This window comes from Nocardiopsis listeri, assembly GCF_020741345.1.
Taxonomy (GTDB): Bacteria; Actinomycetota; Actinomycetes; order Streptosporangiales; family Streptosporangiaceae; genus Nocardiopsis; species Nocardiopsis listeri_A.
Genome location: NZ_DYZD01000446.1, coordinates 1 through 16919, shown reverse-complemented (window position 1 = coordinate 16919; position 16919 = coordinate 1). Strand labels below are relative to the sequence as shown.

The 16919-nt window shown below is 70.2% G+C and carries 13 protein-coding genes and 1 pseudogene; 5 read left to right on the top strand and 9 right to left on the bottom strand.

Translation table 11 applies throughout. The features are described from left to right. Positions 1-87: 87 nt before the first annotated feature. The 3 genes from K8V84_RS24090 to K8V84_RS24080 form a co-directional block, all read right to left on the bottom strand. Positions 88-2916: a penicillin-binding transpeptidase domain-containing protein gene (locus K8V84_RS24090; protein ID WP_304078888.1), complete on the bottom strand. Its 2829-nt coding sequence runs from the start codon at positions 2914-2916 to the stop codon at positions 88-90. Between the two features lie 384 nt (positions 2917-3300). Further along, entirely contained in the window at positions 3301-4647 is a 1347-nt protein-coding gene (locus K8V84_RS24085) for an FAD-dependent oxidoreductase (protein ID WP_304078890.1), read from the bottom strand. A gap of 280 nt (positions 4648-4927) precedes the next feature. Beyond that, entirely contained in the window at positions 4928-5611 is a 684-nt protein-coding gene (locus tag K8V84_RS24080; protein ID WP_304078886.1) for a 1-acyl-sn-glycerol-3-phosphate acyltransferase, read from the bottom strand. A gap of 224 nt (positions 5612-5835) precedes the next feature. Between K8V84_RS24080 and K8V84_RS24075 the strand changes: the two genes are divergently transcribed. Next, positions 5836-6495 carry a cyclase family protein gene (locus K8V84_RS24075; protein ID WP_304078885.1) on the top strand — a complete coding sequence of 220 codons (660 nt, stop codon included), beginning with the start codon at positions 5836-5838 and terminating at the stop codon, positions 6493-6495. Positions 6496-6519: 24 nt separating this feature from the next. On the opposite strand, the gene K8V84_RS24070 is transcribed toward K8V84_RS24075, so the two are convergent. From K8V84_RS24070 to K8V84_RS24060, 3 genes are all read right to left on the bottom strand, one after another. Continuing rightward, on the bottom strand, positions 6520-8607 hold the full coding sequence (locus tag K8V84_RS24070) for an FUSC family protein (protein WP_304078883.1): 2088 nt from the start codon (positions 8605-8607) through the stop codon (positions 6520-6522). 98 nt (positions 8608-8705) lie between these two features. Further along, positions 8706-9908, bottom strand: a complete 1203-nt coding sequence (locus tag K8V84_RS24065) for a hypothetical protein (protein WP_304078882.1) — start codon at positions 9906-9908, stop codon at positions 8706-8708. A 151-nt stretch (positions 9909-10059) separates the two neighbouring features. Next, positions 10060-10602, bottom strand: coding sequence for a GNAT family N-acetyltransferase (locus K8V84_RS24060; RefSeq protein WP_304078880.1), 543 nt, complete (start codon positions 10600-10602; stop codon positions 10060-10062). Between the two features lie 311 nt (positions 10603-10913). Here K8V84_RS24060 and K8V84_RS24055 point away from each other — a divergent pair, with 311 nt between their 5' ends. Then, positions 10914-11843, top strand: coding sequence for a LysR family transcriptional regulator (locus tag K8V84_RS24055; RefSeq protein ID WP_304078878.1), 930 nt, complete (start codon positions 10914-10916; stop codon positions 11841-11843). A gap of 24 nt (positions 11844-11867) precedes the next feature. Here the strand turns inward: K8V84_RS24055 and K8V84_RS24050 are convergent, their stop codons facing one another. Next, complete coding sequence (locus K8V84_RS24050) at positions 11868-12803, bottom strand: LysR family transcriptional regulator (RefSeq protein WP_304078877.1); 936 nt, start codon at positions 12801-12803, stop codon at positions 11868-11870. A gap of 71 nt (positions 12804-12874) precedes the next feature. Between K8V84_RS24050 and K8V84_RS24045 the strand changes: the two genes are divergently transcribed. After that, positions 12875-13918 (top strand): DMT family transporter, encoded by a 1044-nt coding sequence (locus K8V84_RS24045; RefSeq protein WP_304078876.1) that lies wholly within the window; start codon positions 12875-12877, stop codon positions 13916-13918. Here K8V84_RS24045 and K8V84_RS24040 read toward each other — a convergent pair. Both K8V84_RS24040 and K8V84_RS24035 read right to left on the bottom strand, forming a co-directional pair. Then, a complete protein-coding gene (locus K8V84_RS24040) occupies positions 13915-14247 on the bottom strand; it encodes a transcriptional regulator (protein ID WP_304078875.1) in 333 nt (110 codons plus the stop codon). The genes K8V84_RS24045 and K8V84_RS24040 overlap by 4 nt on opposite strands. Then, complete coding sequence (locus K8V84_RS24035; protein ID WP_304078873.1) at positions 14244-14693, bottom strand: hypothetical protein; 450 nt, start codon at positions 14691-14693, stop codon at positions 14244-14246. The genes K8V84_RS24040 and K8V84_RS24035 overlap by 4 nt, the downstream gene beginning before the upstream one ends. 129 nt (positions 14694-14822) lie before the next feature. Here K8V84_RS24035 and K8V84_RS24030 point away from each other — a divergent pair, with 129 nt between their 5' ends. Next, positions 14823-16625, top strand: coding sequence for a hypothetical protein (locus K8V84_RS24030; protein ID WP_304078871.1), 1803 nt, complete (start codon positions 14823-14825; stop codon positions 16623-16625). 48 nt (positions 16626-16673) lie between these two features. Next, positions 16674-16919 (top strand): annotated as a pseudogene (locus K8V84_RS24025) (alpha-ketoglutarate-dependent dioxygenase AlkB); the annotation flags it as partial.

Genomic DNA, 16919 nt, shown 5'->3' with positions numbered 1-16919 from the left:
CTCATACAACCGCTCCCTGGTCGATGGAACCGGATTCTCCGGTCCAACTCCCAGGGAGCAGTGGTGTTCTCACACGCTCGCGGCGTCCTAGAGCGCGTTGGTGAACTTCGCGGCCAACGGAGCGGCGACGGCCGAACCGCCTCCGCCACCGTCCACCACCACGGCGAACGCCACATCGCCCTTGTAACCGACCATCCAGGCGTGGCTGGGCAGCTCGTCGTCCTCGTCGGCGTCCTCGGCGGTGCCGTACTCGGCGGTTCCGGTCTTGCCGTACACGTCGCCCTCGAAGTCGACGCTCTTGGCGGTGCCGTCGGTGATCACCGCGCGCATCATCGGTCGGAGCGCCTCGGCGTTGCCGATGGCCGTCGGCTCCGGCAGGTCCTCGGCCGCCGGTTCGGTCACCAGCACCGGGTGGCGCCACGAACCGTCGGCGACCGCCGCGGGCACCGTCGCCATGTGCAGCGGTGAGGTGAGGATCTGGCCCTGACCGATGCCCTGCGCGCCCATCATGGTGGTGCTGTCCACCGGAGGGAAGCTGGGTTCGTGGGTGGTCACACCGATGTCCAGCGGCTTGTTCATCCCGAACTGCTCGGCACTGGCCAGCAACGTCTCCGGGTTCAGGTACTCACCGACCTCGTGCACCAGCGCGGTGTTGCACGAGGTCGCGAACGCCTCGGTCACCGACTGCTCGCCGTACTCGGCGTCTCCCGCGTTGCGGAACGGCCACCCGCCCAGCTCGTACTCCTCGGGACAGTTCATCGTGGCGTTGGTGGACAGACCGTTGTCCAACAGCGCGCTGTAGGTGACGATCTTGAACGACGAACCGGGTGCGTATTGGCCCTCGAAGGCCCGGTTGAACCCACCGGGAACGTTCACCGCGGCCAGGATCTCCCCGGTGGAGGGCCGGATCGCGACCAACCCGGCCGGGTCGTCGGCGTCGATGATGGCGTTCGACGCCGCGTTCTGGACACCCATGTCGATACTGGTGGTGATCGACTCGCCGTCGGACCCGTCCAGGGTCGCCACGGTGTTCTCCTCGGTGGCCTCCAACGAGGCGGGGTCCTCGGCCTCGGCGGCGTCCACCATCAGGATGGTGGTCGCGGCCTCACCGGCCAGTCGTTCCTCGTAGGTGCGCTGGAGCCCGCTCTTGCCGACGGTGTCACCGATGTTGTAGGCCGGGCCCAGCCTCTCGATGTCATCCTCGTCGGCCTCGCCCAGCGTGCCGACGATCATCTGGAGGGAACCGGACGTGTCCGGGGTGTCCAGAGGAGTGCCGTCGGCGGCCTGGATCTGACCGCGCTCACCGAATACGGCGGTGCGGGCGAGCACCTGGCCCTCGCCCAACCCGGGGTAGGCGACCTCGGGCGAGAAGTCGACCCACCACTCACCGTCCTCGCGCACGAGCGGGAGTTCGCCCTCCCAGCCCCAGTCCGAGGCGTTGGTCAGTGAGAGCGTCACCTCGTAGGAGGCGCTGCCGGTGCCGCCGTCGGTGACCGGCGTGCCGACCTCCACGTCGACCCCGTCCACACCCAGACCGGCGTCGATCCCGCCGAGGATGGCCTCGGCGTCGTCGCCGGTGGTGACGGCGGCGAGACGGGCGAAGTCCTGTTCCTCCCAGGCGGCCTCGTACTCGCCGGTGGCCTCCTCCGGCTCGGGCAGGGTGTAGATGTACCAGCCCACGCCACCGCCGATCAGGGCCAGCACGACCACGACCGAGGCCAGACCGATGAGCAGTCCGCGACGGGACTTCTTCTTCGGTGGGCCGGCGTCGTAGGGGTCGTCGTAGTAGCCGTCGTCGGGGCCGTGCGGCCCCTGGGGGCCGCCGGGCCCACCGGGGCCCTGGCCACCCGGACCGCTGTAGAGGTACTCGTAACCCTGACCCTGCTCCTCCGGCCGCGGAGCGTCCCCGTCCTGCGGCCCTATCGGGGCCGAACCCGGGTAGGGGGTGTCGCCTCCGTAGGTGGGCTGACCGCGGTAGGGCGTCTCCTCGGCCTCGGCGGAAGGCTGTTCCGGGGCGGCCCGTCCCCACCCTTCGTGGGCGCCGGTGCCCGGCGCGTCCCACCGGTGCTGTGCGGGCTCGACGGAGGATCCCAGGTCGTCCGGGGACGACTCCGCCTTGTGCGGGGTGTCCCACCGCTCCTCGCCGGCCCCGGAGGCCGCCCGCTGCTCCCAGGAAGGGTTCGAAGCGGCGCTGCTCCATTCGTCGGTGGGCCGCTCGGGGAAGGTCTCCTCGCCCCAGGCCATGCGGGGGTCGCCGGCCTGACCGCCGTGGTCCTCCCACGAGGGCTGTGCGGGCGACAGGTCGGAGGAACGGCCTCGGTCGTTCTGTGTCTGCTCCCACGGCTTCTCGGAGGCCGGAGCGTCCCACGGCTCCCGCTCGGCGGCGTGGCCTTGGTTCCAGCTGTCCTGGCCGGACGGCGGCTCGGGGGCCAGACCCCAACCTGCGGTACCGGACTCTGTCTCGCCGGCGGTGGCCGGGCTCTCCCACGAGGGTTCGGCGGAATCCTCCCGGGACTCCCCGAGCCCATCGCCCGGGGTGTCCCAGGAACCAGGGCCGGCGTTGTCCCACGAGTTCTCCGCGGGCCGTTCGGGGGCCTGGGGCACGGGGTCGGCGGGACTCATGTCCCAGGGCCGGGGACCGTCGTCGGGGGTCGGCTCGGAGACGCTCTCGCGATCCTCGGTCTCCCCGGTCTCCTTCGGCACTTCCCAGGCCTCGGTGGCGGGATCGCTCGGCTCGGGGTCCGCGGGACGCGGGTGCCCGAAACCGAAGCCCCCCGCGTCCTTGGGACGAGCCCCTGATGGCCGCTGGGGGATGCGATAGGGGTTCTCCGGGCGCGGCTGCCGCGCGTCGTCACCGTCCGACCGATCGTCGGGCGGTCCGGAGGAATCCGGCTGTCGGGGGGACCAATCGTCCACGCCTGACCGTCCTTCGTTGCGTTTCCGGGAGAGACCACGATGCCCCGCTCCCACTTCGGTGGGAGCGGGGCACGAGGTTGATGGTCGGCATGGCGGTCGCCTCTCGGCGCGGGGCACAACGGGGCTCCTGGCCGTCCGGTCCGTCCCACCCCGAAGGGCGGGTGCCGGACGCGGTATTCCGCGAAGGCAATAGTTGAGGCCCGGGGGACACTTGCTACCACACCGACCAACAGTGACTCTAACCCATCGGTCCGGGCAGTTGTTCCACGAACCGGGAGAGAGCCGAATGTGCAATCTCACGGTGCCAGAAGAGGCAGGGGTGGGTAAAGGGCAAGGGCCGGTCCCGCAGAGGGGCGCGGGACCGGCGGGGAAGCACGCGCGAGGCTACGCCTGACGTGCGACGCTGGTCTGTTCCTCACGGCTGAGCAGCTTGAGGCGCTTGCGGCCGCGTTCGGCGCCCAGCTCCTCCTCCTTGGCCTCGATGCGCTGCCAACCCTCCCAGGTGGTGTACTCGACACCGCGCTCGGTGAGCAGGGACCGGAAGGAGACAGGGTCGGGCTCGGTGGCGGGGGTGAAGGAGCCGCGGTCGGCGACCAGGTTGGTGATGGTCTCCAGGGCGTCGCCCTTGGTGTGACCGATGAGGCCGACGGGGCCGCGCTTGATCCAACCGGTGGCGTACACGCCGTCGATGGGGTTCTCGTCCAGGTCCAGGACCCGGCCCTCGGAGTTGGGGACCACGCCCCGCTCCTCGTCGAAGGGCAGGTCGGCCAGGGGCGAGCCCAGGTAGCCGATGGCGCGGTAGACGGCCTGGACCTCGGTGTCGACGAACTCGCCGATGCCCTTGACGTTGCCGTCGCCGGTCAGCTCCATGCGCTCGGTGCGGATCCCGGTGACCTTGTCCTCGCCCAGGATCTCGGCGGGAGCGTGCAGGAAGTGCAGGTGCAGGCGACGCTCGGCGCCGCGCTCGTCCCGGATCGCCCAGTTCTGCAGGACCTTGACGTTGGTCTTGACCTGGTTGGAGTCCTCGCAGGCCTGGAGGCTGCCCTCGTCCATGTCGAAGTCCTCGGCGTAGACCAGGACCTCCACACCGGGCTGCTTGTCCAGCTCGCGCAGCTCCATCGGGGTGGCCTTGCACTGGGCGATGCCGCGGCGGGAGAACACGTGCACGTCGGTGATCTGCTTGGCTCGCAGGCCCTCGTAGACGTTGTCGGTGATGTCGGTCGACAGCAGGTCGTCGGCGTCCTTGGCCAGGATGCGGGCGACGTCGACGGCGACGTTGCCCGCGCCGATCACCGCGACGCTGGTGCCGTCCACGTGCCAGGAGGGGTTGACGTCGGGGTGGGAGTCGTACCAGAAGACGAAGTCGGCGGCGCCGTGGCTGCCGGGCAGGTCCACGCCGGGGATGTCCAGTGGCCGGTCGCGGTCGCTGCCGGTGGCGAAGACGACCGCGTCGTAGTGGCGGCGCAGATCCTCAAGCTTGAGGTCCACGCCGTACTCGACATTGCCGTAGAAGGTGATCTGGGGCTTGTCGAGGATCTTGTGCAGCGCGCCCTGGATCTGCTTGATCCGGGGGTGGTCGGGGGCCACGCCGTAACGGACCAGGCCGTACGGCGAGGGCAGCTTGTCGAGGATGTCGATGCTGACGGACGTGCCGCACGCGGACAGGGTCTCGTCCTTGGTGAGCAGGTCCGCGGCGTAGATGCCCGCCGGGCCCGCACCCACGATTCCCACTCGCAGTGGTCGCGTCATCGCACAGCTCCAAGTCTTCGCGCCAGGGTCGGACGCCATCGAAAGGTAAGGCTTGCCTAATCTATCCGGTGTGGCCACCGGGAAAACCCACTATAAGGGTAGGGAATTCTTCTCCCGATGCCAGGGCCAACGAGAGAGGGTCTAGGGGCCCGTGTGCTCGAAGGCCAGGCCGGAAGGCGGATCCGAGCTCGAAAAAGGGCCCTCGATTCCGGGTCAACGCCCGGCCAAGGGCGAATCAGCCCCGGAGGCGCTGTGGGGAAAATCACCCCTGCTCGAGTTCGGCTTTGACCGAGGCGGCGAACCGCGCCACCTGCTCCTGCCCGGACAGCTTGGCGATCGCACCCATGATCGCATCGGTCGCCTCCCGCCGAGGCTTGGCCTTGCCCGCCTTGTCCCGCCACGGTGACAGGTCCACCGGCTCGCCGAAGCGGACCCCCACCCGGTTGAAGGAGGGGACCCTGCGCCCCGGCGGCAGGATGCGCTCGGTGCCGGCCAGTGCGACCGGGACGACCGGCGCCCCCGTGGTCAGGGCCAACCAGGCCAGTCCGGTCTGTCCCCTGTACAGGCGACCGTCGGGGGAGCGGGTGCCCTCCGGGAAGATGCCGAACACCTCGCCGCTCTCCAGGACGGCCAGGCTGTTGTCCATGGCCTCCTGGGCGCTCTGTCCGGGGCGGCGGTCCACCGAGAGCGGACCCAGGGCCCGCAGGACTCGCGCGAAGGTCTTCTTCGCCAGGGTGCTCTCGTCGAACAGCTCCTGTTTGGCGATGAAGCGTACCGGTCGGGGGCAGGCCACGCCGATGAAGAGGGGGTCGATCAGCGCCAGGTGGTTGGCGGCCAGGATCACCGGACCACTCGCGGGAACGTGGTGAACGCCCTCCACGCGCTGGGGCCACACCATGCGGCTGGCGGGCGCGACGAGGGCCTTGGCCGCTCCGTACATTGACACGATGGAGTCGCCCCTTCTCGGCGGGTGTATCTGCTGCGGGGGTGCGCGGTCGTCGGGGGACGACGGTCCGCTGCGGTGCCTACGAGCTTAGCGGGGGCCGGGTGTCGTTCGATCGGTGTCCTGTTCCCCTGTCGTGACCTGTGCCACGCGCGCTAGGGTCGTGGTCTAGACCTCTGGCCCGGTTCAGAGGCCCTCCTGTCGCATACGAGCGAGGAAGCACAGCCATGCCGAAACTGGTCGACGTCAGCCACCAGATCACCGACGGAATGACCACCTGCCCCGGGCTGCCCGAACCCGTGATCAAGGAGAGCACCACCGTCGCGGGTGCGGTCCCCGGACACGGCGACAGCAGCGGCCGGGTCTCGATGGTCGGGGCGACCGGAACCTACGTCGAGATCCCCGCCCACCCCTACCGCGACGCCGCGGACCCCGCCGATCTGGACCTGGACCGGGTCGCGTGCCTGCCCGGGATCGTGGTCGAGGCCACCGGTCGGCGACGGATCGGTCCCGAGGCCTTCGCCGGGTTGGACCTGCGCGGTCGCGCCGTCCTGCTCCGTACGGGCTGGGACCGGCACTGGCGGACCGAGACCTACGGCACCCACGACCACCCCCACCTGACCGAGACGGCCGCCAAGACCCTGGTCCAGGCGGGGGTCACCCTGGTCGGTATCGACTCGATCGGGGTCGACGACACCTCGCCGGTCACCGAGGGATCCCGTCCCGCCCAGGCCACCCTGCTCACCGCGGGGGTGCCGATCGTCAGCCACCTGTGCCTGCTCGACCGGCTGCCCGCAGAAGGGTTCACCTTCTACGCGGTCCCCGCCAAGGTGCGCGCGGTGGCGGCCTTCCCGGTCCGGGCGTTCGCGGTCATCGACGAGGACTGAGCCCCGGTGGGCCCGCCCCACCCGTCACAGGTCGGCGTCCACATCCCGCTGGGCGCGACGCTGCTCCCGGCGGGCCCACCGCTCGGCCTCCTGCCGGGCCGACCTCTCGTCCTGGGCCACCGCGGTCGTCATGGCGGTGGCCAACGCCCGCAGTTCCATGTTGATGCGCGGGTAGGCGGGCAGCCGGGGCAGTGCGCCGAGCCGCGGGGTCCGACGTTCCTCCATGGCCGAGATGAGTTCGCGGAAGGCCAGGTCCACGCGTTGCAGGGTGATGATGCCGACCGGCTCGGGGCCGCGGTCCTGGGAGAGCGCGGCCAGCGCCAGGTAGCCGATGCGCTGGGTGGCCACCACCACCGGCCACAACGGTCGGGTGGAGGCCGCCCGCGGTGCGTCGCCGAGAGCGCTCTCGTACACGCCCCGCAGGCTCACCGTGGCCGCGCGCATGTCTCTGCGCAGCCGGTACCGGCGTTCCTCGGTCATCTCCGAGTCCTGGTCCAACACCGCCATCATGCACTGGCGGGTGCGCTCCAACACGCTGGAGATGGCCTGTGGCAGTCGGGTCGCCGAAGCCTTGCGCCACAGCAACAGTGCGCCGGCCAGACCGAACACCGAACCCACCACCGTGTCGATGAACCTGGACTCGGCCAGGTCGGCCAGGGGAGCCGGGTTGGCCGTGTAGGACAGCATCAACGCCATCGGGGTCATCACGATCGAGGCGTAGAAGAAGTTGCGGGCCACCACCAGCTGCGTGGTGCCCTGGAACAGCCCGGCCAGGATGATCACCACGGCCAGGGGCGGGCTCAACAGGAGCAGCCCCACCCCGGCCAGCACGCCCAGCAGGGTGCCCAGGGAGCGCTGCACCGAACGGTTGAAGGCCAGGGACACGTTGCCGGCCTGCAGCACGGAGGTGGTGGTCAGCGCCACCCAGTAGTAGTGGTCCAGCCCCATCCACAGACCGAACATGCCGGCGGCGGTCACCGTCAGCCACATGCGCAGGGCGGTGGGCCGGATCAGGGAGTCCGAGCTCAGGCTGGAGCGCAGGGCGCTCGCCAGCGCCGGGTAACGCTCGTCGTGCAGGTCGGCGGAGCGATGATCGTCCTCGACGTCCTCGTCCTTGGCGCTACGACGAGCGGTCTGGGCGGTCCTGGTCAACAGGCCGTAGAGACGGGACTCCAACGAACGCGGTCGCATCCCGCGGCGCAACTCGTGCAGGGACTCGGGGTCGGGGGCCTGGGAGGGGTCGGCGACGGCCGGTGCCATCCGCTCGGCGAACTCGGCGGCCTGGGTCGGCAAGGGCGTGGTCCGCGCGATGCACACCTGGGTCGCGGACAGATGGACGTCGGAGACCCAGCGCAACAACGCGCGCAGGCGGGCCGCCTCGGGGGTGGGGCGGTAGCCTCGCGTCTGCCCCAACAGTACGATCCGCCAGGCCTCGGCCACCGCCACCGACGCCTGGTGCTGGGCGTGGTCGAGTTCGGGCGTGCCCACGGATCGCAGCAGGACGGCCAGTTCCCGGAAGGCCTCGGCCACCGCCTGATATTCGGGGCGACGGGACCGGAAGAAGGCGCCGGACATCGATACCGTCCAGCCCACCGACGCGCCCAGAGCGGCGATGAGCGCGTGCAGGGGGACTTCGGCCACCCCACCGGGGGCGATGGTGGAGATGGTGGCGACCAGGACGAAGAACATCGGGCCGGGTTTGTCCACCCGCCAGGCCGCGCAGACCCAGGTGCTCAGGCCGGCGGTCAGACCGATGGAGGCGACCGCGGCCCAGGGGGACAGGGACGAGGCCAGGGAGTTGAAGGCCACCGCGGCGACGAAACCCAGCCCCACCAGGGCGAGGGCGGCGGCGCGGTAGGAGTAGGGCGTCTTCTTCTCGTACAGGACGGTCATGGACCCGAGAGCGGCCATTGTTCCGAGCTGGGGGCCGAAGAGCATCGTGGCCAGAGCGAAGGAGACACTCATCGCCACGGCGGCGTGCGCCGCGGTCCGCCACGCCCAGTGACCGGTCTCCAGGCCGAAGAGCGCCCTGAGGTCCATTCGGGGGCTGGGGCGGTCGCCGATGGTCGCACGCCGGGGACCTTGATCGGACCGACCGTCGCCCAGTGGCATCGGGCCGGTTTCACCAGTGGTTCCCAGATCTCGCACGGCCACCATCCTAAGCCGAATAAAAGGTGCAAAAGGGGATGTAAGTCATATGCGGGGCCGGATCAGGTGGAACCGGCCCCCTCACGTGCCCGGTTCCGCAGGGAGTCGAGTTCAGCCTCGGCCCGTTCGGCGCGCTCCAGAGCGAGGTCACGGGCCTCCTCCGCCACCGACAGTCGCGCCGCCCCGGCCTCGCGCGCCTCGTTCAAGGTCACCTCGGCACTGCGGCGTTGGGACTCCAACTCCGAGGCCAGACGTTCGCGTTCGGCGTTCGACCGTTCCAGCTCCGCGGTCAGACGTGTCCGCTCGGCCTCGGCGGCCGCGCGATCCGACTCCGACCGCTGATGGGCACGCTCCAACTCGGTGTCGAACCGGGCCCGCTCCGACTCCAGGTCCCGAGTGGCCCGGTGGGCCCGATCCTCGGCGGCCTCGGCGCGGGCGCGGGCCTCCCGCGCGGCGAGCTCGGCCTCCTCGCGCAACCGGGACTGTTCGTTGAGCACGGTCTGTGCCCGCTCGGCCTCACCACGTGCGCGGTCCAGGCGCAGCGCGGCCTCGGTGCGCTCACGCTCCAGGTCGGCGCGGGCACGTTCGATCGTCTCGGCGATCCGACGCTCGGCGGCGGCCAACCCGGCGTTGGCCTCGGCCACGGCCGCGTCGCGTTCCAGAGCCGCGACTCGGGCGGACTCCTGCGATCGGTCGCGCTCGGTCTCAGCGGCGTCCCTACGGCTCAGGGCCTCCTCCGCCATGCGTTCGGCGTCCTGGGTACCGGCCACGGCCGCGGCGGTGGCCTCCTCGGCGGCGCGCCTGGCCGCCTCGGCCTCGCGTCGGCGGTTCTCCGCCTCCAACCGCGCGGAGTCGGCCTCCGAGACCCTGCGGGCGGACTCCAGACGGGCCGCCTCCACCTGCGCCTCGGCGGCCGCGGGGTCGGACATCGTGGCGAAGGCCTCGGTTGCCGCGGTCAGGGTCGCGCCGAGCTGTTCGGTCTGCACGGCGAAGCGGGTGAGCAGGTCGTCGGCGCGCAGCCGCGCGGCGGTCACGGGCTCGGCGGCCTGCGGCGCGGTGGCGGGCGCCTGTTCGCGCTGTTCGGCCAGGGCCTCGCTCTGGGCGTTCTCCGCCTCCTGGGCCAGCCGCTGGCGTTCCTTCCAGGCCCGCCACCGAGTGTGTTCGGGCAGGTCGCAGTATTGCGGCGGGCGTCCGGGGGCGGTGCCACGGGGGACCGGTCGGGTACAGCCGGGAAAGACACAGGTGTTCGAGTCGGAGGAGGCCACGGGGCGAGCGTAGCGCCTTCGGCCTTCGAGCCGCCGGGGTGTGTCGCCGGAGCCGGACACGGGGAAGCCCCCGCGCGGGACGTGGGTATGACCGCGCGGGGGCCGGTTCGAGGGGCCGATCCGAAGGGGAGGCCGGCCCGGTGGCTTCGGGTCAGTCGTGGGCGCCGAAGCCGTCGACGCGGCACACCATGGTGGTGACGAAGGGCCGGAAACCCTCCTGCTCCAGGAAGCGGATGTCCTCGGAGGCGGTGGCCAGCGCGGAGAACTCGATGTCCCGCACGTTCATGGCGGCCAGCTGCCGGCGGACCTCCTCCAGGAGCTTGGAGCCCACCCCGGTGTCGGTGTACTCGGGGTCGATGGCGAAGGTCTGCACGACCGCGACCTGCTCGCCCCGGTCCCAGCTGCCCTGCGCGTTCTCGCGGAGGGTCACCATCGCGTACCCGGCCAGGTCGCCCTCGTTCTCGGCGAGGATCGCCATGGTGTCGGGGTCGGACATCCAGGACAGGTACTGGGCGCGACGCCGACGCCAGGACTCGTCCAGGCTCACGGCGCTGATGATGTCCTCGAGGTGGGGAGCGGTCACCGTGTGCTGCTGGTGGAGTGCGCCCCACAGGTCCGCGAGCTCCTCCACCTCGTGGGCACCGAGGTAGCGGAAACCGAGAACACCGACGTTGTTCGGTCGAGGTTTGGTCATCAGCGAAGTTTGCATTTTCTTCTCACCCGTTCCACCAGCTTGGGCACTGGAACCCTGGAAGCCGCCCGGTGCGGATTCGTGGTTGAGCTGTGTGTCTGACTGTACGTGCCGGTAACGGAAGGGGAAGGTGCGACACGGGGAAAAACCAGGCTCGGCATCGCTAAGTGGGAAAAAGTGCGAATCTTTCCTGTGGGGGTGCCGTGAAAATGTGGCGTGTTCGCCGGGGTCGTGTGCAGCGAATCACCCGTAAAGAACCCATGATCGGATCGAAATCACATCGAAACCTTAGGGTCCTGCCATAAATTGGGTTCATGATCGATGTCCGACGTTTGCAGCTCCTTCAGGCCCTCGACCACCACCGCACGGTGGCCGCCACCGCCGAGGCGCTCAACGTCACACCTTCGGCCGTCTCCCAGCAGTTGGCCGCCCTGGCCAAGGAGACCGGCGTCCCGATGGTGGAACGCCAGGGCCGGCGTTTCCTGCTCACCGGGGCCGCGCGTGTGCTGCTCAAACGGGCGCACGTGATCTTCGCGGAGATGGAACGCGCCACCGCCGACCTCGCCGAGTACTCCGACGGGGACCGCGGCGTCGTTCGCGTCGGCTCCTTCTCCACCGCCATCAGCGACCTGGTGGCGCCCGCCCTGGCCCGCCTGCGCGACAGCCACCCCGGGTGGAGCTTCGAGGTCGTGCAGGCCGAGCCCGAGGAGAGCGCCGAGATGGTGCGCTCGGGCCGCTTGGACGTGGCCGTCACCATGTCCTCCAGCCACCTGCCGTCCGCCGGAGACCCGGACTTTCGCACCGACCGTGTGATGGTCGAACTCTTCGACGCGATCCTGCCCTACCAACACCCCCTGGCCACCCGCACCAGCCTCCACCTGGCCGACGACCTGGCCGACGAGGACTGGATCATGTCCGCGCCCGGCACCGCCTGGCACGCCTGCGTGACCGCCGCCGCCAACCAGGCCGGCTTCCAGCCGCACGTGGTGCACACCGTCGACGACTTCAGCGCCGTGTTCTCCATGGTCCAGGCGGGCCTGGGCGTCGCCCTGATGCCCCGTCTGGCCTGGACCGCCCTCAACCACCCGCAGATCGTCGTGCGCGGGGTGCGCGAGACCGCACGCCGGCACATCATCGTGCTCTCCCGGGCCGGGGCCACCCCCGAACCCCTGCTCACCGCGGTACGCGAGGCCGCGAGCAAGGTACCGGTGCCCTCGGTGGGCCCCTTCGCGATCGCGGGCTGACCCGAGGGGCCCACCCCTTCCCGATCACTCCGGCGTCGCGGACCACGGCAACGGCGGAACGTCGTCGAGCACGTCTTCGGCGGACTGGTGCAGGTAGGCGGCGACCACCCGAATCGGGCGCCAGGACCAGCCGCCGGTACGTCCGGCCAGGTACACCTGCCGCACCCCGCCCAGCTCGCCGAGGGGAGCGTGGGCCACCCCGCGCCGGGTGGCCGTCGACAGGCGGGGCACCACGCCCACGCCCAACCCGGTGGCCACCAACTCCTCGAACAGTTCCAGGGTGTCGATCCGGTGCACGATTCGAGGGGTGAACCCCGCGTCGGCGCACATCCGGTGCACCAGCGCCTCCTCGTCGCCCCGGTAGGGGCTGGCGATCCAGGCGGCGTCGGCCAACTCGCGCAGTCGCCGACGGGTGAGGGTGCGGCTGTCCGCCCCATGAGAGGGCTGGGACAACAGCAGCCCCTCCGTTCCCACCGGATGCACCGTCAGTGTCCCCGGGAAACGTCGGGGGAGAAGACTGTACTGGTACACCACCCCCAGATCCGCCTCGCCGTCCTGCAACAGCGCCAGCGCCTGCTCCGATTCGTACTCGGTCAGGTGGATGTCGATCCCCGGGTGGTCGCGGCTCAGCCGGCGTAGCGCGGGCAGCACGATCGGCGCCGCCGAGGTGTACATGACCAGGTCGACGCGGCCCACAGGTTCGCCCTCGCCGTCGAACTCGGCCCGGGCCGCCTCCACTCGGGCGAGGATGTCCACCGCGTGCTCGGCGAGCCTGCGCCCGGCCGGGGTGAGCCGCACGCGGCGTCCGTCGGGGGCGAGCAGGTCCACCCCCGCCTCCTTCTCCAGAACGGCGAGGTGCTTGGAGACCGCCGAGGTGCTCATGCCTGTGACCTCGGACACGGCCGCCATGGTGCCGAGTCGGTCCAGTTCCATGAGGAGGCGCAGGCGCGTGAAATCCATCCACCGAAACTACATGGTTCATCAACCATGAGTTCGTGGACAGAAACGAAGGGCTTGGATCGAATGGTCGGGTGATCCGCTCCTTCCTCCCCTCATTCAGCCCTGCCCGCTTCCGGGTCCCGGCCCCGCTGATGCTGCTCATCGGCATGTTCACGCTGCACACCGGCAGCGCGCTCGCCGTCACCGCGTTCGAGCACGCCGGGCCCGCCACGGTCACCTGGCTTCGTCTCAGCTGGGCGGCGGTGCTGCTTTTGGCGATCGGTGGTCGCCCTCTGTGGCGGGCCGTGCGCGCGGCGACGCGGCGTGAGCTGGGTGCCGTGGTGATCCTGGGCACAGCGAGCGCGGGGATGATGATGTTCTACTCCGAGGCGACGGCACGGATCGAGCTCGGCACCGCCACCTCCATCGAGTTCCTCGGCACCCTCGTGGTGGCCGTGGCCGCGATGCGCCGCCGCCGTGAACTCGTGTGGATCGTCGCCGCCGTCGTCGGAGTGGTGTGCCTGACCCGCCCCTGGCACGGCGACCTCGACCTGGTCGGCGTCGGCTTCGCGCTGGCCGGCGCGGTCTGCGTGATCGGCTACATCATCCTCACCCAGAAGGTCGGCGCGGGCTTCGGAGCCGTCCACGGGCTGACCCTGTCGATGGTGGTGGGCGCGGTGGTCACCGCCCCGCTGGGAGCCCCGGCCGTGATCGCCGAACCGAACCTCGAACTGATCGGCTTCACCCTGCTCATCGCGCTGCTGTTCCCGATGGTGCCGTTCCTGCTGGAGATGATCGCCCTGCAGCGGATGAGCCGGACCGGTTACAGCACCTTCTCCAGCCTGGAACCGGCCGTGGCCCTGGTGATGGGGATGATCGTCATCGGCCAGGCCCCGGTCGCCGTCCAGATGGTGGGTATGGGGCTGGTCGTGATCGCCGGGATCGGGGCGGCGCGCGGGGACCGTGGTTCGGGGCCGGCCGTCCCAGAGAAGAAGGTGGTGCGCGAGCGCCACATCCGAACGGGTCCGGAGGCGAAGGACGGCGCCTCCGGACCGCACACCCCCGCGCGCACCGAGGTCCCCGAACCCGAGAGGTTCGAGGACCGGGGGTCGGTCCACGGGATCACGGCGGCCTAGTCGGCCCCTCGGTCGTCCGTCGGCGAGGGGAGCGCCACCCCGTCGGCGATGTCGCGCAGCGCCCGCACGTGTTCGTCGAAGGCCTTGCGCCCCGCCGAGGTCAACGTGAGCGAGGTGCGGGTGCGCCGCCCCACGCGGAACTTGCTCACCGCCACGTACCCCGAATCCTCCAAGGTGGAGATCTGCTTGGACAGCACCGAGTCGCTCACCTCCACCAGGTCGCGCAGGACGCGGAACTCGATGGTGTCGGCCGAGGCCAGGGCGGCCACGACGGAGAAGCGGACGGGGGAGTGGATGACCTCGTCCAACCGAACACGTGGGTGGCTCACTTCGTGCTCCTGCTGCGACGCAGGGCGATCAGGCCGGTGACCGACGTGGGCAGCGCGCTCAGCACCGCCATCGGAGCCCACCAGAGCATGTCGCCGGGGAAGAGGTACATGCCCACGAACAGGGCGACGCCGTAGATCAAGCCCCAGGTGGCCACGCCCCACACGTGCAGTGGGCCATAACCCAGGGGCTTGACCGGCTGTCGCAGCGAGTAGACGGACAACAGGCAGATGATCGTCACGGCCACCACACTGGCCACGATCACGCCGACTCCGGAGTCGGTGAGCCCCAAGGTCAGGACCAGGCCCAGGCTCGTCAGTCCGTAGAGGATTCCGTAGGCCGCGTACCAACCGCCCATGGGGCGGACCCTCTTGTTCATGTCCCGGGCCTGTTCCAGTGCGTCCCAGGCGTCTTCCCTGCGCATGTGCGCGCCTCCCGTGGTCGTCATGTTTCCATGTTGACACTCGCTTTCCATGTTGGCAAGTGTTTTCCGAAGGGAAACACGCGGCGTCATGACGTGTGCCACGCCCCCGGAAAGCACGGTCACACCGCCGAATGCACTAGCTTGGTGCGAATCATGGCCGTGACATCTGACCTCGAACTCCTGCGCGCCCACGAACCGGTGCTCGTGTGCACCAAGGGCGAACTCTTCTTCCCCACCGACGTGGACGCCTACGTCCGCAACTGCAGCCTCTGGATCGAGGAACCCGGCGGACGCGAGAGCGTCATCGTCCCCGTCGGAGAGCTCACCCTCGAACGCCTCGCGCAGGCCGAGGAGGAGTGGCCGCGCCGCCACAAGCACCTGCGCTTCGTTCAAGAGGAGACCCTGCGCGAGGAGGCCCGTCGCTTCAAGGGCATCGCGCGCTCGGTGATCCCCAAGAGCGGCCGCCTGGCCGCGGTGGGCGTGCTCGGCCGTGTCCTCGACATCCTGATGAAGCTGTCCCTGCTCATCCGCGGCGCGGTCCCGGGCGGTGTCACCTTCGCGGCGGTCACCCGATTCCGCGAACGGGTCGACAACGGGGGTGCCACCTACTACGGGCGCGTCACCCGCGAGGGCGGCTACACCATCCTCCAGTACTGGTTCTTCTACGCGATGAACGACTGGCGCACCATCTACGGCGGGGTCAACGACCACGAGGCCGACTGGGAGCGCGTCACCGTCTACGTCGTGGAGAACCCCGACGGCACCACCAGCCCCGTCTGGGTCGGCGCCTCCTCGCACGAATACCACGGCGACGACCTGCGCCGTTCCTGGCAGGACCCGGACCTGCACCGGGACGGCGACCACCCGATGATCTACGTCGGCGCGGGCTCCCACTCCCACCAGATGCTGCCCGGCGACTACCTCATCCAGGTCGACCCGTCGATCCTGCGTGGCCTGGTCCGATTCTGGCGACGACTCACCAGCCGACTCTTCCGAGCCGACAGCGCCATCAACCGGCACGGCATCGGGGTGCCCTTCGTCGACTACGCCCGAGGTGACGGCGAACGTCTGGGCCCCGGCGGGGACCGGGAGTGGAACGCCGTCCTCATCGACGACGAGACCTCCTGGGTCAAGGGTTTCCGCGGTCTGTGGGGACGCGACACCGGCGACTTCTTCGACGGCGAGCGCGCCCCCAGCGGGCCCCGCTACGAACGAGACGGCACCATCCGTCGCTCCTGGGCCGACCCCCTGGCCTGGGTGGGGCTGCAAAAGGTCGCCCCCACCGAGACCGCGGCCCGCGCCGAACTGCGCGCCCACGTGCGGACCCTCGACGAGAAGGTGCGCGCCCACGACGCCGACATCCTTCGTCGCCGCGACGAACTGCGGCGACTGGAGTCCGCGCGCCTGGTCCTGCGCCGCGAGGCCCAGTCCCGCGCCCTGGCCCACGAGTACGGGGAGCGGATCGAGGAGCTGGAGGAGGAACTCGCGGAGGTCTACGAAAAGCGTGTCCTGACCGCGGACGAACGCGACACCCACCTGCGCGCTCTGGACAGTGACATCCCGCTGGTGCCCACACCGACCGGGCACCTCAAGGCCCCGCACATGCCCTACGCCTCAGGGGAGCAGCAGACCACCCGTTTCCTCTACCTGTGGGTGGCCCTGAGCACCCCGCTGCTGCTGATCTCGCTGGCGCTGACCCTGTTCCTGCTCGACGGTCAGATGACCCTGTGGGCGATGCTCGGCGTCGTGCTGTTGTTCGCCGCCATCGACTCCGTGGCCCGCCGCAGGTTCGTCCAGTACCTCACCGGGGTGGCGGCACTGATCGTGATCACCGCGGTCCTCCTGGGGGTGGTGATGGCCTTCGTCGCCGACTGGCGTATCGCCGTCACCGTTCCCATCGGCCTCATCGTCGTGGTGCTGTTGTTCGTCAACATCCGCGACCTGGTTCGACGCTGACCCCGAGCCCCGCGCGAAGCCTCCCCCGCGCGGGGCACAATGGGGACCATGGACGACGCCCTGTTCGGTTCCCCACCGGTGGACGTGGCGCCCGGAGCGGTCCACCTGCCCGGGAGGATCCCCCTGGAGAGCCGGCGCGAACTGCTCGAACACTGCCGGGAGTGGGCGCGTGGCCCGGCCGGAATGCGACGGCACGTCATGCCGCGCGGCGGGACCATGAGCGTCGCGATGGTCTCGTTGGGATGGCACTGGAAACCGTATTCCTACAGCCGCTTCCTACCCGACGGGACCCCC